Raw genomic sequence first — 15,297 nt, 5'->3', positions numbered from 1 at the left:
AAGGCCAGGTTACTCACCCCAGCTACTGACGAAATCAGCCGTTTCCAGCACCGGCGCCGTCCGCGGCTCGGTCAGCGGCGTGCCGACATACAGGTAGCCGATCAGCTCCTCGTTCTCGGCCAACCCCAACCCCTTGTGCACATGGGCATCGAAAGCCATGTCACCGGTACGCCACACCGCGCCGATCCCCTGCGCGTGCGCAGCAATCAGAATACCGTGCGCCGCACAGCCCGCCGCCAGGCGCTGCTCGGACTTGGGCACCTTGAAATGGTCCTGCAACCTGGCCACCACCACGATCAGCAACGGCGCCCGCAGCGGCATGGCACGGGCCTTGTCCAAGGCTGCCTGGCTGGCATCGCCCTTATGCTGCACGGCTTCGGCGAACAGCTCACCCAGCTTCTCGCGGCCCTGGCCTTCGATGGTTAGAAAACGCCACGGCCGCAGCTGACCATGGTCCGGGGCGCGCAGGGCAGCCTGGAACAGCGCCTCGCGCTGGGCGGCATTGGGCGCCGGGTCAGTCAGGCGTGGCACGGAAACACGGTTGAGCAATGCGTCGAGAGCCTCCATCGGCTACCCTCCTGGCAGGTGAATGTGCGGCCATTCTAGCGTTTACATCACCAGACCCATAGGTAGAATGGCGCCCTTCCGTTTCGAGTCTGAGCAGATCACATGGCGTTGCCGACCTTAAGGATTATTGGTTTCATCATCGGCATCTTCCTGATTACGCTGGCCGTGAGCATGGCCGTGCCCATGGCGACCCTGGTGATCTTCGAGCGCACCGGCGACATGCCGTCGTTTCTCTGGTCGAGCCTGATCACCTTCATCGCCGGCCTGGCCCTGGTGGTGCAGGGGCGCCCGGAGCATGTACACCTGCGCCCGCGCGACATGTACCTGCTGACCGTCAGCAGTTGGCTGGTGGTGTGCGTGTTCGCCGCGCTACCGTTCCTGCTGACCCAGCACATCAGCTACACCGACGCCTTCTTCGAAAGCATGTCAGGCATCACCGCCACTGGCGCCACCGTGCTCAGCGGGCTCGATAACATGTCACCGGGCATCCTCATGTGGCGCTCGATGCTGCACTGGCTTGGCGGTATCGGCTTCATCGCCATGGCGGTGGCGATCCTGCCGCTGCTGCGCATCGGTGGCATGCGCCTGTTCCAGACCGAATCGTCCGACCGCTCGGAAAAGGTCATGCCGCGTTCGCACATGGTCGCCAAGTCCATCGTGGGTGTTTACGTCGGTTTCTCGATACTCGGCGCGCTGGCCTTCTGGTGGGCGGGCATGAGCCCGTTCGATGCAATCAACCATGCCATGTCGGCTATCTCTACCGGCGGGTTCTCCACCTCCGACCAGTCATTGGCGAAATGGGATATCCCGGCCGTGCACTGGGTGGCGGTGGTGGTGATGATCATGGGCAGCCTGCCGTTCACCCTTTACGTAGCCACCCTGCGCGGCAACCGCAAGGCGCTGATCCGCGATCAGCAGGTGCAAGGCTTGCTGGGCATGCTGGTGGTCACCTGGCTGGTGCTGGGCACCTGGTACTGGTACAGCACCAACCTGCACTGGCTCGATGCCCTGCGCCATGTGGCGCTGAACGTGACCTCGGTGGTCACCACCACCGGCTTCTCCTTGGGTGACTACAGCCTGTGGGGTAACTTCTCGCTGATGCTGTTCTTCTACCTGGGCTTCGTTGGCGGCTGCTCCGGCTCGACCGCAGGCGGCATCAAGATTTTCCGCTTCCAGGTGGCCTACATCCTGTTGAAGGCCAGCCTCAACCAGCTGATTCACCCGCGCGCGGTGATCAAGCAGAAATACAACGGCCATCGCCTCGACGAAGACATCGTGCGCTCGATCCTGACGTTCTCGTTCTTCTTCGCGATCACCATCTGTGTCATGGCGCTGCTGTTGTCGCTGCTGGGCGTGGACTGGATGACCGCGCTGACCGGCGCCGCCGGCACGGTTTCGGGTGTAGGCCCGGGCCTGGGTGAAGTGATCGGCCCGGCGGGCAACTACGCGACACTGCCTGACGCGGCCAAATGGATTCTGGCGGCCGGCATGCTGCTGGGTCGCCTGGAAATCATCACGGTGCTGGTGTTGTGCATGCCGGCGTTCTGGCGTCACTGAGCACTTCGCCTTCCGCGCCCAGGCGGGCGCGGTACTCGCTGGGCGTGGCATCGAACCAGCGGCGGAACGCCCGATAGAAGTTGCTGGGGTCGGCAAAGCCCAGCAGGTAGGCGGTTTCCAGCAAGGTCATGCCCGGCTGGGCCAGGTATTGTTCGGCCAGTTCGCGGCGGGTGTCATCAAGCAAGGTCTGGAAGCTGGTGCCTTCCTCCTGCAGCCGCCGTTGCAAGGTGCGCTGCGACAGGTGCAGGGCCTGGGCCAGGGTTTCGCGCTTGGGCTCACCCTGCGGCAGGATGCGGCACAACACCTGGCGCACCCGGTGGCTGACCCTGCTTTCGGAGAAGCGTGCCAGATACTCGCCGGCAAACCGGTCGTGCAGCACCGCCATGGCCTCGTTGGCGGTGGGCAGCGGCGCCTCCATGTCGGCCCGCTCGAACACCAGCGCATCATGTGGGGCGCCGAACACCAGCGGCGAATGGAACGCCACCTTGTAAGGCTCGACATTCTTCGGCTGCGGCCCCTGCACCAGTACCCGCCGCGGCTGGACCGGCCGGCCACTGAGCCATTTGCACAGCGCCAGCGCACAGGCCAGCGACGCTTCGGCGCTGTGCCGGGTTGGCGGCAGGTGATCGCCGTGCACGGTCAGAATCAGCGAATAGCCCTCGGGGCCGAGGACGAAACTAAGGTCGGAGCTTTCGGCGATGATGCGCTGGTAGCGCACCAGGCGCTCGAAGCCCTCGGCCAGGGTGCGGCTGGACATCAACGCATAGCCCACCACATGGAACGACGCCGGGCGAACCACCCGTGCCATGTTCAGGCCGATGGCCTCATTGCCCGACAGCTCCACCGCCAGTTGCCAGAGGCGGGTCATGGAATCTTGCGGAAAACGTGCATCGGGGTCGTCGAGGGCGGCAAAGTCCAACCCCAATTGCTTGAACATGGCTCTGCAATCCAGCCCTTCCAGTTCAAGTGCCTTCACGATCCCTGATGCCCAACTGGCTGACGTTGTTCTTTCGCTCATGACAGGCTTCTTTTACCGACCGCTCCTGCGGTGAACCCCAAGGATACTCATTTGGCGCCTATTGTCACTGGTAGGCCCCGTCAGTCACTCTAGACTCGAATCAGGCTCCACGCCGTGTATCTTGTCCAGAAGTATTAATCCCGGAGCACTGCCATGAACAGCAAAGCGCAGTTTCGCAGTTTTGCCGAGTTCTATCCGTACTATCTGGGGGAGCACAGCAACCCCACCTGCCGCCGCCTGCACTTCGTCGGCACCAGCCTGGTGATAGCGCTGCTGGCCTACACCATTGGCAGTGGCAAATGGTTGCTGCTGCTGGCCGTGCCGGTGTTCGGCTATGGCTTTGCCTGGGTTGGGCACTTCTTTTTCGAGAAGAATCGGCCAGCGACCTTTACCTATCCGCTGTACAGCCTGGCCGGGGATTTCGTGATGTTCCGGGATATCCTGCTGGGCAAGCTCAGGCTGTAAGCATCTGAGGCCGCTTGGCGGCCCCCTGCCCTCGAGCCTTAAGCCGGCTCGCGCAACGCCGCCACGGCCTGCGCTTCGGCCAGCCGATACAGCTCGACACTGCCGTCCCAATGCTCGATCAGGGCCGTGCACGACTCCACCCAGTCCCCGCAATTGAGGTAGTCCACCTCACCCACCTTGCGGATCTCGGCATGATGGATATGCCCGCACACCACCCCGTGAAAACCACGGCGGGTGCACTCATGGGCAATGGCGTTCTCGAAGTCGCTGATGAAGTTCACCGCGCCTTTCACCTTGTGCTTGAGGTACGCCGACAGCGACCAGTAACCATAGCCATACCGCGCACGCCAGTGGTTGAGCCAGCGGTTGAGCACCAAGGTGAATTCGTAGGCGCGGTCACCCAGAAACGCCAGCCAGCGGTGGTAACGGGTAATCACATCGAACTGATCGCCATGGACCACCAGCAGTCGGCGGCCATCGGCTGTCAGGTGCTCGGCCTCGTCTACCAGCTGAATGTTGCCCAGAATCAACTTCGAGTAGCGGCGCAGGAATTCGTCATGGTTGCCGGTGACGTAGATCACCTCGGTACCGCGCTTGCTCATGGTCAGCAGCCGGCGAATCACGTTGGTGTGGGCTTGCGGCCAGTAGATCCCGCCGCGCAGCTTCCAGCCATCGATGATATCGCCCACCAGATAGACGCGATCAGCCTGGTAGCCCTTGAGAAATTGCGACAGGTGTTCGGCCTGGCAGTCGCGGGTACCTAGATGCACGTCGGAGATCCACAGGGTACGCACGCGTTGCTTGCGCGAGGGGCGGGACAGTTCGGCATGGGTCATGGGTAGGCTCCGGCGCAGTTTGCTGGAGACTGGCAGGCGCACATGACAGCGCCATGGCAAAACAGTGACGAGTGATGGCGTGCAGGGATTGAGGCACAATGGGCGCCTGCCCTGCGAGGAAGCCCCCATGACCGCCGGCCCGATCCTCTCGCTGCGCCATTACCGCGACAGCCTGATCGCCCATAGCCACGAACACCCGCAACTCGTGTTCGGCCTGCGCGGCCGCCTGGAGTTCGAGGTCCAGGGGCATGGCGCCGGCATCGATCGCCAGGGGCTGATCGTGGTCCCGGCGGGTGCTCATCACACGTGCGCCAGCGATGCCGGCAGTGATTGCCTGGTGCTTGATGTGCCTGGGGAGCCTTGGCTGCGCGAGCACCTGGGCGAGCATGCCGATGCCAGCCGCCGCCTGCTCGACCGCCCGGCCTCCGTAAGCCTGGATGAGCGCCAGCAGCAACTGGTGGACTGGCTGGCGACCAGCCCCGTGCACGACCCACTGATTGCCCGTCAGGGCGCGGCACTGCTGCTGGCCAGCCTCAACGCCACGGCGGCAGCCAGCGTGCACGCCAGCCAGCGCCTGCCCTACAGCGCCTTCGATGCGCATATCGAACAGCATGCTGCCTACCCGCTGCAGGTTGCCGACCTGGCACGCATCGCCGGGCTGTCCAGTGCCCGGCTGCATGCGCGCTTTACCACTGAGTGCGGCATGACTCCGATGGACTACATTCGCCAGCGGCGGTTGCTCAAGGCGCGGCGGCTAATCGTGCAGACCGTGCTGCCGATGGGCGAAATTGCGGCGCAGGTGGGGTATAGCTCGCAAAGTGCCTTTTCAGCGGCGATGCTGCGGGCGTTCGGGTGTACACCTTTGGCTTTGCGGCGAGAGTCTGGCGATAACTGACAGCAGTCTTGCGACAGAATGTGTTTGCCTGAGGCTTTAGACTTTGCCTTTACCGGCCCTTTCGCGGGTAAACCCGCTCCTACAGGATGCCCCCGCCTGAAGGTTGTGCAAAAACCTGTAGGAGCGGGTTCACCCGCGAAAGGCCCGGCACACCTGTAGGAGCGGGTTCACCCGCGAAAGGGCCAGCACTGCCTGTAGAGATCTCCATCAAGGACCCACCATGAACCACCGCACCGCCCTCGGCGCACTGCACATTGGCGCGCTGTTCTTCGGCCTTACCGGCGTCTTCGGCAAACTGGCCACCAGCGCCAGCCCGGCGATCATCGTCTTCGGTCGCGCTGCCTTCGCCGTACTCGCCCTGGCCCTGTTCGCCAGCCTGGCCGGCCCGGGCTGGCAACGCCTGAGCAGCCAGGATACGCGCCGCCTGCTGCTCGGTGGTGTGCTGCTGGCCGGCCACTGGGTCAGTTTCTTCATCGCCGTCAAAGTGGGCGGCGTAGCCATCGCCACCCTCGGCTTCGCCAGCTTCCCGGCCTTTACGGTGATCCTCGAAAGCCTGCTGTTCCGCGAGCGTATCCACCGTAACGAAGCCGTCTTGGTCGTGCTGGTCAGCATCGGCCTGATACTGGTCACACCGGCATTCGACCTGGCCAGCGAAGCCACCGGCGGCCTGCTCTGGGCATTGCTCTCGGGCCTGCTGTTCTCGCTGCTGTCACTGACCAACCGGGCCGGCTCCGGCCGTTTGCCTGCGGTACAGGCCGCACTGTGGCAAAACCTGGTGGTGGGCCTGTGCCTGCTGCCGTTCGCAGCGCCCGGCCTGGCCGACGTTGCGGCCCTGGACTGGCTGTGGATCGCCCTGCTCGGCATCTTCTGCACGGGTGTGGCGCACAGCCTGTTCGTCGCCAGCCTGGCGGTGATCAAGGCGCGCACCGCCGCGGTCGTGTTCGGCATGGAGCCGGTCTACGGCATTGCCGTGGCCTGGGCAGTGTTCGCCGAAACCCCGACCGTGCGCATGCTGCTGGGCGGCGCGCTGATCATCTTCGCTATCGTGCTGTCCAGCCGTCTGGCTGCCGAGCAACCGCCCAGGCAGCGACCACTGACCGAGGGCGCCTGATCAGCGGTCGTTGTGACCAAGATCACGCTGCGGGTCGACCTGGTCGCGCACCCGCTGCTTCAGTACCTTCGCTTCGGGGAAACCACCGTCGGCCTTGCGCTCCCAGATCTGCACGCCATTGCAGGTGATGCGGAAGATACCCCCGGTACCCGGCTCCAGCGCTACCCGGCCAAGGTCGTCGGCAAAGGTACTGAGCAGTTCCTGAGCCAGCCAGGCAGCACGCAGCAGCCACTGGCACTGGGTGCAATAGGTGATGACGATTTCCGGCTTGTGGTCAGCCATGGTGAAACATCTCCAGGTAAGGGGCCGCTTATACTAGCGGTCTTTAGCCCACGGTTTGAGACTCACGATGCGCCGTTTGCTGTTCTGTTTTCTGCTCGTCCTTACCTCGTTTACGGCAATCGCGGCGGAACCCGCCAGGCCCAAGGTCGGCCTGGTGTTGTCTGGCGGTGCGGCCCGTGGCCTGGCCCACATCGGCGTACTCAAGGCGCTGGAGGAACAGGGTGTGCGCATCGACGCCATCGCCGGCACCAGCATGGGCGCGGTGGTCGGCGGCCTGTACGCCTCGGGCTACAGTGTCGAAGAGCTGGAAAAACTCGCGACCACCCTTGACTGGCAACAGGCGCTCTCCGATGCACCGCCGCGCGAGGATGTGCCGTTCCGGCGCAAGCAGGATGACCGCGACTTTCTGGTCAAGCAGAAGCTCAGCTTTCGCGACGACGGCAGCCTGGGCCTGCCGCTGGGTGTGATTCAGGGCCAGAACCTGTCACTGCTGCTGGAAAGCAAACTGGCGCATACCGCCGATACCCGCGACTTCGACAAGCTGCCCATCCCCTTCCGCGCCGTGGCCACCGACATCGCCAGTGGTGAAAAAGTCGTATTCCGCCGTGGTCACCTGCCCCAGGTAATCCGCGCCAGCATGTCGATCCCCGCCGTGTTCGCCCCGGTCGAACTGGACGGCCGTCTGCTGGTGGACGGCGGCATGGTCGACAACATTCCGGTGGATGTGGCCCGCGAAATGGGCGTGGACCTGGCCATCGTGGTCGACATCGGCACCCCGCTGCGCGATCGCAAGCAATTACTGACGGTGGTCGACGTGCTGAATCAGTCGATCACTTTGATGACCCGGCGCAACTCCGAAGAACAACTGGCCAGCCTGCACCGCGACGACATCCTCATCCAGCCATCGCTGACCGCCTTCGGCGTGACAGATTTCGGCCGTGCACGCGACATGATCGACGCCGGTTACCGCGCCACTCGCCTGCTTGACCCGCGCCTGGCCGCCCTGCGCCAGCTCGAGGGCGACGCCAGCCTGGCCGTGGCCCGCTCGCCGCGCCAGCGCACGCCGGTAATCACCGCAATCCGGATCGAAAACGACTCCAAGGTCAGCGATGATGTGATCCGCTCGTACATCCGCCAGCCGATCGACGCGCCGCTGGAACTGGACCGCCTGCAGACCGACATGGGTACGCTGTATGGCCTGGACTACTTCGACAGGGTGCAGTACCGCGTGGTGCACAAGGGCAACGACCACACCTTGGTGATCAACGCCCGCGGCAGACGCGGCGGCACCGACTACCTGCGCCTGGGCCTGAACCTGTCCGATGACCTGCGCGGCGACAGCGCTTTCAACCTGGGCGCCAGCTACCGGGTCAACGGCATCAACAGCCTTGGCGCCGAATGGCTGACCCGCGGCCAGATCGGTGACCAGCAAGCGCTGTACAGCGAGTTCTACCAACCCCTGGATGTGGGCTCACGCTACTTCATCGCGCCATACCTGGACCTGGGCTCGCAGAACATCGAAGCCACCCTGGACAACGACCCCGTCGCCGAGTATCGCCTGGAGCGCTACGGTTTTGGCCTGAACGTAGGCCGGCAGATCGGCAACAGCGGTGAAGTGCGCCTGGGCGTGGGCAAGGCCTGGGGCGAGGCCGAGGTGCGCATCGGCGACCAGGACCTGCCCAAAGTCAGTTTCAACGAAGGTTTCTACGAGCTGAAGTACTCGTTCGACACCCTCGATAACGTGTACTTCCCGCACCATGGCGAGGACATCGGCCTGACCTTGCGCAAATACGACAAGTCGCTGGACTCCGACCAGGATTACCGGCAGTGGCTGTTCACTCTGGACAAGGCCATCAGCAGCGGGCCGAACACGTTCGTGCTGGGTGGGAGCTACGGGCGCACGCTGGACGATACCGAAGTGGTGACGTCGAGCTTCGTGATGGGCGGGGCGCGACAGCTGTCAGGCTTCCGCGAGGACTCGGTATCGGGGCAGAACGCGAGCCTGCTGCGCATGGTCTATTACCGCCGGCTGACGCCGCGGGCCTATGTGCCGCTGGACTTCCCGCTGTACATCGGCGGCTCGCTGGAGCGTGGGCGGGCGTGGAACAACGACAACGAATTCGACAGTGGGTACATCAATGCGGCGAGCATCTTCCTGGGGCTGGATACGCCTCTAGGGCCGCTGAACTTCAGCTACGGCGCCAACAGTGCGCATGAGCAAGCGGTGTACCTGAACCTTGGGCACACCTTCTGAGGCTTGCACTGCACCTGCATCGATGGGGGAGCTCAGGACTTTTCGAGGTTGGCCAGGATCTTGGCATGCACGCGCATACAGACCTGCAATTCCGCCTCGTCCACGCCGGTAAACAGCTCTACCCGCAGCTGGTTGGCGATGGTCTCGATCTGATCGATCAACGGCTTGGCCGGCGGGCACAGTACAATTTTCTTCGCCCGCCGATCCTCCAGCACCGCCTGCCGGCGCACCAGCCCTTGCGCTTCCAGGCTGTCGAGCAGACGCGCCAGGGTCGGGCCTTCGACGCCTACGCTCTGGGCCAGCTCACGCTGTGTCGGGGCTTCTTCGAAGCGGGCCAGGTGCAGCAACACCAGCCAGCGCGCCTGGGACAGGTTGAGCCCGGCCAGGCGGCGGTCCAGCTCGGCACGCCAACCTCGGGACATCTGAGCCAATTGCATGCCAAAGCGGTGTTGGTTGTCGTTCAGGGGCATAAGGAACTCATTGGAGTAGATCTAATTATTAGGCAGCTAACCATGCCCTGCCCTACGAGGCAAGGCTCGGCCATGGTTACGCGTTCGATAATCGTCAAAAAGCATGACAAAGGTCAGCAGATGGCGCTTCTGCCTTCGATCCTGCATGCGTTTACAATTCGAATTCCGCTGCCAGCGCTGCGCGCACGCAATAGAGTACGCCCTCCGGCACCCGTGCCCCGAACTGCGGGGCAATGGCCGACACCGGTGGCAGCTCACCCTCGCCATCAAGAAAGGCGTCCTGCACCTCCATCATCAGGTCTTCCGGCAGGTCGATGGCCTGGTCCAGACTCAGTTCCTGGCGGCCCAACGCCTCGGCCAGCAGGCTATACACGTTCTTCTCGCTGCAATTGAGCTGCCCGGCGATCTGCGCCGGGGTCATGCCGGCACGGGCCAGGCTGACCAGTTCGTGGCGCAGGTCGAGCACCACTTTCGGTGCCTCGTCGGTGCCACCGCTGTTGTTCAGCACTTCGAGGAACGCCTGGCCGTAGCGCTCCAGCTTGCGCGCCCCCACACCGCTGACCTGGGCCATGTCGCTGAGGCTGACCGGCTGGCTGCGCAGCATCTCCAGCAGTGTCGAGTCGGGGAAGATGACGTAGGGCGGCACACTGTGTTCTTCGGCCAGCTTGCGGCGCAGGGTACGCAGCGCTTCCCACAGATCGCGCTCTTCGGCACGCACCAGCTGGCTGGCCGGGCTGCCGCCGCTGGACGACGAGGTTTTGGCCGTGGTCTGCGGTTTGAGATCACGGCGCAGTTGCAAGGTCACCTCGCCGCGCAGCAGCGGCCGACAGCTGTCGGACAGGCGAAGACCGCCGTAGCCTTCCAGGTCGATATCGACCAGGCCGCGCGCCACCAGCTGACGGAACAGTGAGCGCCACTCGACCTCGGCCAAGCCTTTGCCAACGCCGAATACCGACAGCTTCTCGTGGCCGAAATTGCGCACCTTCTCGGTGTCCTTGCCCAACAGCACATCGACCAGGTGGCCAACACCATAGCGCTGGCCGGTGCGGAACACCGCCGACAGCGCCTGGCGGGCCGGCTCGGTAGCGTCCCAGGTCTGGATGTTGTCGACACAGTTGTCGCAGTGCCCGCACGGTTGTTCGAGGATCTCGTCGAAGTACGCCAGCAGCGACTGGCGGCGGCAGCGCGTTTCTTCGCACAGCGCCAGCATGGCGTCCAGCTTGTGCTGCTCGATGCGCTTGTGGCGCTCGTCGCCTTCGGAGTTCTGCAGCATCTGCTTGAGCATCACCATGTCCTGCAGCCCGTAGGCCATCCAGGCATCGGAGGGCAGGCCGTCACGGCCGGCCCGGCCGGTTTCCTGATAGTAGGCCTCAAGCGATTTGGGCAGGTCGAGGTGAGCAACGAAGCGCACGTTGGGCTTGTCGATACCCATGCCGAAAGCAATGGTAGCGACCATGATCAGCCCTTCCTCGTTCAGGAAGCGATGCTGGTTGGCCGCCCGCGTCTCGGCGGCCAGGCCGGCGTGATACGGCAGCGCGGGGAACCCCTGACTACAGAGGAAGGCGGCGGTTTCGTCGACCTTCTTGCGCGACAGGCAGTAGACGATGCCAGCGTTGCCACGACGTTCGCCGAGGAAGGCCATCAACTGCTTGCGCGGTGCCTCCTTGGGCACGATGCGGTAGAAGATGTTGGGCCTGTCGAAACTCGACAGGAAGCGCTCGGCGCCTTGCAGGTGCAGGCGCTGAACGATCTCCTCGCGGGTTCGCATGTCGGCCGTAGCGGTAAGCGCAATGCGCGGCACATGCGGAAACAGTTCGGCCAGCTGACCCAGTTGCAGGTACTCGGGGCGGAAATCGTGGCCCCATTGCGAAACGCAGTGGGCCTCGTCAATGGCGAACAACGAGATGTCCAGATCGCGCAGGAAGTCGAGCATGCGCGGCTGCACCAGGCGTTCCGGCGCCAGGTACAGCATCTTGACCTCACCACGGCGCAGGCGCCCGGCCAGTTCACGCTGCTGCTCCGCCGTCAGGGTAGAGTTCAGGGCGGCCGCAGACACACCCAGCTCGTCAAGGGTGGCGACCTGGTCGTCCATCAGCGCGATCAGTGGCGATACCACCACCGTCAGGCCCGGGCGCAGCAGCCCCGGCACCTGGAAACACAGCGATTTGCCGCCACCGGTGGGCATCAGTACCAAGGCATCGCCGCCATTGGCCACGCATTCGATGATCGCTGCCTGGCGCCCACGGAAACTGTCGTAGCCGAAGATGTCCTTGAGAACGCGCTGAGCCTGTTCGAGCATGTGCAACTCCAAATCGCCGTACCATCCTGGATAAAGGCTGGACGAAAAACCCGCCCCGCACACGCCAAATGCGTAAGCGGTTTTTGCCAGGCAGCCGTTGAAACCTGCCCCTGGATGAAAAATCGCGGAGTATACCGCAGCACCGTGCTGCACATGCACCGCGGCGATAGACGTTCCCTTTGCCCCGCTGCCGCTGCAAGGTGCTAGAATTCGTTATCGTTTATTCCCCAAGGTAGCCCTGTAATGTCCTTCGCCGAGCAACTGACCCGCCTGCAAGCCTTCCTCGACGCCGACGAGCTGCACGAAGAAGCGCTGGACTATGTCGCCGCACACGGCTACCTCACCGCTCTTTCGATCAACGCCGAGGACGTGCCCGAGCGCGAATGGATTGACGCCCTGTTCGCCGAGGAGCCGCACTACGCCAGCGAAGCCCAGCGCACCGAGATCGAGGCCACCCTGGTGGCGCTCAAGGCGCACATTGCCCGCCAGCTGGCCAGCGACGAAGAATTCGACCTGCCCTGCGACCTCGACCTGACCGATGAGCCGGACGATTCCGACCTGCGCGGCTGGTGCATCGGCTTCATGGAAGGCGTGTTCCTGCGGGAAGAGGCGTGGTTCGAAAACGCCGAGGAAGAAGTCAGCGAAATGCTGCTGCCGATCATGGTGGGTTCGGGCTTGTTCGACGAACAACCAGAGTTCGCCGACATCGCCAGCAACGCCAACCTGCAGGATGACATGATCGTGCAAATCCCCGAGGCACTGAGCGCACTGTTCCTGCTGCTGCACGCCCCTGACGAAAAACCGGCGCTGCTCAAGCCACGCCACCACTGAGCAAGCTGTGCGCTACCTGCTGCTGGCCACTGGCTGGCTCAGCGTCGCGCTGGGGGTGCTGGGGATATTCCTGCCGGTATTGCCCACCACCCCATTCCTGCTTTTGGCGGCGGCCTGCTTTGCCCGCAGCTCGCCGCGCTTCCATCACTGGCTGGTCCATCATCCCAAGCTGGGGCCATGGATCCGTGACTACCTCAGTGGTGAAGGCATCCCCCTCAAGGGCAAGGTCTACGCCATCGGCCTTATGTGGGCCAGCATTGGCCTGTCGTGCTATCTGGTGCCGCTGTTCTGGGCGCGCACCTTCATGTTGACCAGTGCCGCATTGGTCACCCTGTACATCCTCAGCCTGAAAACCCTGCACAAGCCAAAGTGACAATATTTTGTCGCCAAATATCGCTTTCGCCTAATCAATGCCCTCTTTATCCGAATTAGTTCTGGAACTGCGCATAGCCCTTGTATCCATTGGTTTTCAAGGCATTTCCTGCGTTCATTCCGTGCCCTTGAATGCACACTTATTAGACAACAAAGATATTATATGGCAATTTGATATGAATAAATCTTCTTACCTATCGCGTTGAATGTACTTAGCTGTGTTGTTAAAAACCTGCAACACTATACGCGATAAGTTTATCGTCATTTTTTTGGCGAACAGCAGGATCAATTCCAGGATCAGGGAGATGTACCATGCGCGTTTTGAACCCCATCACCAGTGCTTTACTGTTGGCCCTGGCGAGTGCCAACGTACAGGCGATGTCGATTACCGAGGCTGTCCAAAGCGCCGTGGACTACCACCCACAAGTCAGCTCCAACCGTAACAGCAAGCTGTCGGCCGATGAAGACGTGAAGTTCGCGCGTGGTGGCTACTACCCTTCCGTGGACCTGGTTGCCGGTTACGGCCGCCAGCGCTCGGACAACGCCACTACCCGCGCCGAGGGAAACCACAACAAGGAAACCCTCAACTACACCCAGTCCGAACTGCGCCTGCGGCAGATGATCTTCGACGGCTTCAACACCGCGAATGAAGTAGGCCGCACCGAGGCGGTCTCTACCTCCCGCGCCTATTACACCCAGGCCGTTGCCCAGGATGTCGCCCTGCGCGCAGTCGAGGTCTACCTGGAAGTGCTCAAACGCCGTGAACTGGTGACCCTGGCCAAGAACAACCTGCAAGCTCACCTGCGCGTCAACGATCAGATTGGCCTGCGCAACGAGCGCGGCGTCGGCAGCACCGCCGACCTCGACCAGTCCCGCGCCCGTCGCGCCCTGGCGGAAAACAACCTGGACACCGCCGAAGTCGACCTGGCCGATGCCGAGGCCAACTTCTTCAGTGTGATCGGCCGTGCCCCGGACGAGCTGGAAAGCCCGCAGAGCATCAAGGGCGAGGTGCCAGGCACCCTCGACGAAGCCCGCGATGGCATGCGTCAGAACAACCCGTACATCAAGTCTGCCCAGGCTGACGTCAACGCCGCCGAGAAGCAGTACGAAGTGGGCAAGTCGACCTTCTACCCACGCTTCGACGCCATTCTGGCAACCGGTGCCAACAACAACACCGGCGGCGAGAAAGGCCACAACAACAACGACTGGCAAGCTGGCGTGGAGATGAACTACAACCTGTTCCGCGGTGGCAGCGACAAGGCTCGCCTGCAGTCCGACGCGCACAAGATCAACCAGGCACTGGACATTCGCAACAACGCCCTGCGTGAGTTGACCGAGAACCTGAGCCTGGCGTGGAACGCCATGAACAACGCCAGCAAGCAGCTGCCGACCGCGCGTGAATACGCCGAAACCACCAAGCGTGTGCGTGCGGCCTACCAGGACCAGTTCGGCCTGGGCCAGCGCACCCTGCTGGACGTACTCGACAGTGAGAACGAGCTGTACAACGCCGACCGCCGCTACACCGAGGTGCGTTACACCGAAGAGTTCTCGCGCTACCGCGTACTGGCGACCATGGGTGAATTGCTGAGCAAACAGCATATTTCGTTGCCGCCAGAGGCGCTGGCGACCACCGAAGTCCGCACCGAGGCGCGTCTGCCTGAGATGCGTTGAGCGGGTTTTAGGTAGCGGGGCCGCTTTGTGCTGCGAATGGGCTGCAAAGCAGCCCCCAACCCTCATTCGCGGCCATGATTACGCTGAAAGGTCTCTACGCCCATGGCCCTGATCTGCCCCTCGATCAACGCCTCGAACGGCGCCAGCAGTGCATCGAAGCAGGTCGGTTGCTCCAGCGTGTTCAATGCCCCGACCACCGCCTCGATCGTCGACAACGCACCCGCCTCCGGCGCTTTGCGCAACCGATAGCGTGAAGCGGCCGCCTGGGCCAGCGTCACCCGTGGCAGCCCCCCCAGCAACGGGTTCAGGTACAGCAGCTTGCGCGCCTTGCGCCAGGTGCCGTCGGGCACGATCAGCAGCAAAGGTTTGTCGCCCGCCTCGCCATAGGCTGTCAGCACCTGGGCGTCATCACCCGGGAACAACAGCACTGGGTGGTATCCGGGGGTGGCGAGCAGGTCAGGCAGGTCATCGAACACCTCTCCAATCCGCAGCTCGGCATTGTTCAGGCCAAGGGCAGCCAGGCGCGCCGTGTTCAGGGCATGGGCAGTTTCACTGGGGTGCTGCAGCAGGACCACACGGGTGCGGCTGTCGAGCGCGGGGATCAGTGGGCATAGGCAATGGTCGAGCGGGCGCTGGCAGCGCTCGCAGCGGGGTCTGGGCATGGCGGTC

Annotated in this window: 15 protein-coding genes; 8 read left to right on the top strand and 7 right to left on the bottom strand. The window is 63.2% G+C overall.

Translation table 11 applies throughout. From position 1 onward, the window contains the following. Positions 1-9: 9 nt before the first annotated feature. Positions 10-567, bottom strand: coding sequence for an NAD(P)H nitroreductase (locus PRJ_RS07370; protein WP_010955191.1), 558 nt, complete (start codon positions 565-567; stop codon positions 10-12). A gap of 102 nt (positions 568-669) precedes the next feature. Here PRJ_RS07370 and PRJ_RS07365 point away from each other — a divergent pair, with 102 nt between their 5' ends. Further along, entirely contained in the window at positions 670-2,124 is a 1,455-nt protein-coding gene (locus tag PRJ_RS07365; protein WP_020193572.1) for a TrkH family potassium uptake protein, read from the top strand. On the opposite strand, the gene PRJ_RS07360 is transcribed toward PRJ_RS07365, so the two are convergent. After that, the gene (locus PRJ_RS07360) at positions 2,081-3,142 is read right to left on the bottom strand and encodes an AraC family transcriptional regulator (RefSeq protein ID WP_104961021.1); all 1,062 of its coding nucleotides are present in this window, start codon (positions 3,140-3,142) and stop codon (positions 2,081-2,083) included. The genes PRJ_RS07365 and PRJ_RS07360 overlap by 44 nt on opposite strands. Before the next feature lie 153 nt (positions 3,143-3,295). Between PRJ_RS07360 and PRJ_RS07355 the strand changes: the two genes are divergently transcribed. Beyond that, the gene (locus tag PRJ_RS07355) at positions 3,296-3,607 is read left to right on the top strand and encodes a DUF962 domain-containing protein (RefSeq protein ID WP_014590083.1); all 312 of its coding nucleotides are present in this window, start codon (positions 3,296-3,298) and stop codon (positions 3,605-3,607) included. Between the two features lie 38 nt (positions 3,608-3,645). Here PRJ_RS07355 and PRJ_RS07350 read toward each other — a convergent pair whose 3' ends face one another. Continuing rightward, on the bottom strand, positions 3,646-4,443 hold the full coding sequence (locus PRJ_RS07350; RefSeq protein WP_021783434.1) for a UDP-2,3-diacylglucosamine diphosphatase: 798 nt from the start codon (positions 4,441-4,443) through the stop codon (positions 3,646-3,648). Positions 4,444-4,570: 127 nt separating this feature from the next. Here PRJ_RS07350 and PRJ_RS07345 point away from each other — a divergent pair, with 127 nt between their 5' ends. Both PRJ_RS07345 and PRJ_RS07340 read left to right on the top strand, forming a co-directional pair. Further along, positions 4,571-5,338 (top strand): AraC family transcriptional regulator, encoded by a 768-nt coding sequence (locus PRJ_RS07345; protein ID WP_104961020.1) that lies wholly within the window; start codon positions 4,571-4,573, stop codon positions 5,336-5,338. Positions 5,339-5,558: 220 nt separating this feature from the next. Next, positions 5,559-6,449, top strand: coding sequence for a DMT family transporter (locus tag PRJ_RS07340; RefSeq protein WP_104961019.1), 891 nt, complete (start codon positions 5,559-5,561; stop codon positions 6,447-6,449). On the opposite strand, the gene PRJ_RS07335 is transcribed toward PRJ_RS07340, so the two are convergent. After that, complete coding sequence (locus PRJ_RS07335; protein WP_020191239.1) at positions 6,450-6,731, bottom strand: SelT/SelW/SelH family protein; 282 nt, start codon at positions 6,729-6,731, stop codon at positions 6,450-6,452. Between the two features lie 67 nt (positions 6,732-6,798). Between PRJ_RS07335 and PRJ_RS07330 the strand changes: the two genes are divergently transcribed. Next, positions 6,799-8,985 (top strand): patatin-like phospholipase family protein, encoded by a 2,187-nt coding sequence (locus tag PRJ_RS07330; protein ID WP_104961018.1) that lies wholly within the window; start codon positions 6,799-6,801, stop codon positions 8,983-8,985. Between the two features lie 32 nt (positions 8,986-9,017). Here PRJ_RS07330 and PRJ_RS07325 read toward each other — a convergent pair whose 3' ends face one another. Both PRJ_RS07325 and recQ read right to left on the bottom strand, forming a co-directional pair. Further along, positions 9,018-9,455: a MarR family transcriptional regulator gene (locus PRJ_RS07325; protein ID WP_020191241.1), complete on the bottom strand. Its 438-nt coding sequence runs from the start codon at positions 9,453-9,455 to the stop codon at positions 9,018-9,020. A gap of 151 nt (positions 9,456-9,606) precedes the next feature. Further along, a complete protein-coding gene (recQ, locus tag PRJ_RS07320; RefSeq protein ID WP_010955199.1) occupies positions 9,607-11,754 on the bottom strand; it encodes a DNA helicase RecQ in 2,148 nt (715 codons plus the stop codon). Positions 11,755-11,997: 243 nt separating this feature from the next. On the opposite strand from recQ, the gene PRJ_RS07310 reads away from it, so the two are divergent. The 3 genes from PRJ_RS07310 (at position 11,998) to PRJ_RS07300 (ending at position 14,628) form a co-directional block, all read left to right on the top strand. Next, positions 11,998-12,585 (top strand): YecA family protein, encoded by a 588-nt coding sequence (locus PRJ_RS07310; RefSeq protein ID WP_010955200.1) that lies wholly within the window; start codon positions 11,998-12,000, stop codon positions 12,583-12,585. A gap of 7 nt (positions 12,586-12,592) precedes the next feature. Then, the gene (locus PRJ_RS07305; protein ID WP_010955201.1) at positions 12,593-12,958 is read left to right on the top strand and encodes a YbaN family protein; all 366 of its coding nucleotides are present in this window, start codon (positions 12,593-12,595) and stop codon (positions 12,956-12,958) included. 311 nt (positions 12,959-13,269) lie between these two features. Then, positions 13,270-14,628, top strand: coding sequence for a TolC family outer membrane protein (locus PRJ_RS07300; protein WP_088513406.1), 1,359 nt, complete (start codon positions 13,270-13,272; stop codon positions 14,626-14,628). Between the two features lie 62 nt (positions 14,629-14,690). On the opposite strand, the gene PRJ_RS07295 is transcribed toward PRJ_RS07300, so the two are convergent. Further along, positions 14,691-15,290, bottom strand: coding sequence for a tRNA-uridine aminocarboxypropyltransferase (locus PRJ_RS07295; protein WP_104961017.1), 600 nt, complete (start codon positions 15,288-15,290; stop codon positions 14,691-14,693). Positions 15,291-15,297 lie beyond the last annotated feature (7 nt).

It is taken from the genome of Pseudomonas sp. XWY-1 (assembly GCF_002953115.1).
GTDB lineage: Bacteria > Pseudomonadota > Gammaproteobacteria > Pseudomonadales > Pseudomonadaceae > Aquipseudomonas > Aquipseudomonas alloputida.
The sequence above is the reverse complement of the archived record's forward strand: the minus strand, read 5'-3'. Positions and strand labels throughout refer to the sequence as shown.

Coding starts and splice junctions, on each gene's coding strand:
- PRJ_RS07300 (WP_088513406.1), top strand. CDS start 13,270: ATGCGCGTTTTGAACCCCATCACCAGTGCTTTACTGTTGGCCCTGGCG.
- PRJ_RS07360 (WP_104961021.1), bottom strand. CDS start 3,142: ATGAGCGAAAGAACAACGTCAGCCAGTTGGGCATCAGGGATCGTGAAG.
- PRJ_RS07330 (WP_104961018.1), top strand. CDS start 6,799: ATGCGCCGTTTGCTGTTCTGTTTTCTGCTCGTCCTTACCTCGTTTACG.
- PRJ_RS07370 (WP_010955191.1), bottom strand. CDS start 567: ATGGAGGCTCTCGACGCATTGCTCAACCGTGTTTCCGTGCCACGCCTG.
- PRJ_RS07355 (WP_014590083.1), top strand. CDS start 3,296: ATGAACAGCAAAGCGCAGTTTCGCAGTTTTGCCGAGTTCTATCCGTAC.
- PRJ_RS07340 (WP_104961019.1), top strand. CDS start 5,559: ATGAACCACCGCACCGCCCTCGGCGCACTGCACATTGGCGCGCTGTTC.
- PRJ_RS07310 (WP_010955200.1), top strand. CDS start 11,998: ATGTCCTTCGCCGAGCAACTGACCCGCCTGCAAGCCTTCCTCGACGCC.
- PRJ_RS07365 (WP_020193572.1), top strand. CDS start 670: ATGGCGTTGCCGACCTTAAGGATTATTGGTTTCATCATCGGCATCTTC.
- PRJ_RS07350 (WP_021783434.1), bottom strand. CDS start 4,443: ATGACCCATGCCGAACTGTCCCGCCCCTCGCGCAAGCAACGCGTGCGT.
- PRJ_RS07325 (WP_020191241.1), bottom strand. CDS start 9,455: ATGCCCCTGAACGACAACCAACACCGCTTTGGCATGCAATTGGCTCAG.
- PRJ_RS07335 (WP_020191239.1), bottom strand. CDS start 6,731: ATGGCTGACCACAAGCCGGAAATCGTCATCACCTATTGCACCCAGTGC.
- recQ (WP_010955199.1), bottom strand. CDS start 11,754: ATGCTCGAACAGGCTCAGCGCGTTCTCAAGGACATCTTCGGCTACGAC.
- PRJ_RS07345 (WP_104961020.1), top strand. CDS start 4,571: ATGACCGCCGGCCCGATCCTCTCGCTGCGCCATTACCGCGACAGCCTG.
- PRJ_RS07295 (WP_104961017.1), bottom strand. CDS start 15,290: ATGCCCAGACCCCGCTGCGAGCGCTGCCAGCGCCCGCTCGACCATTGC.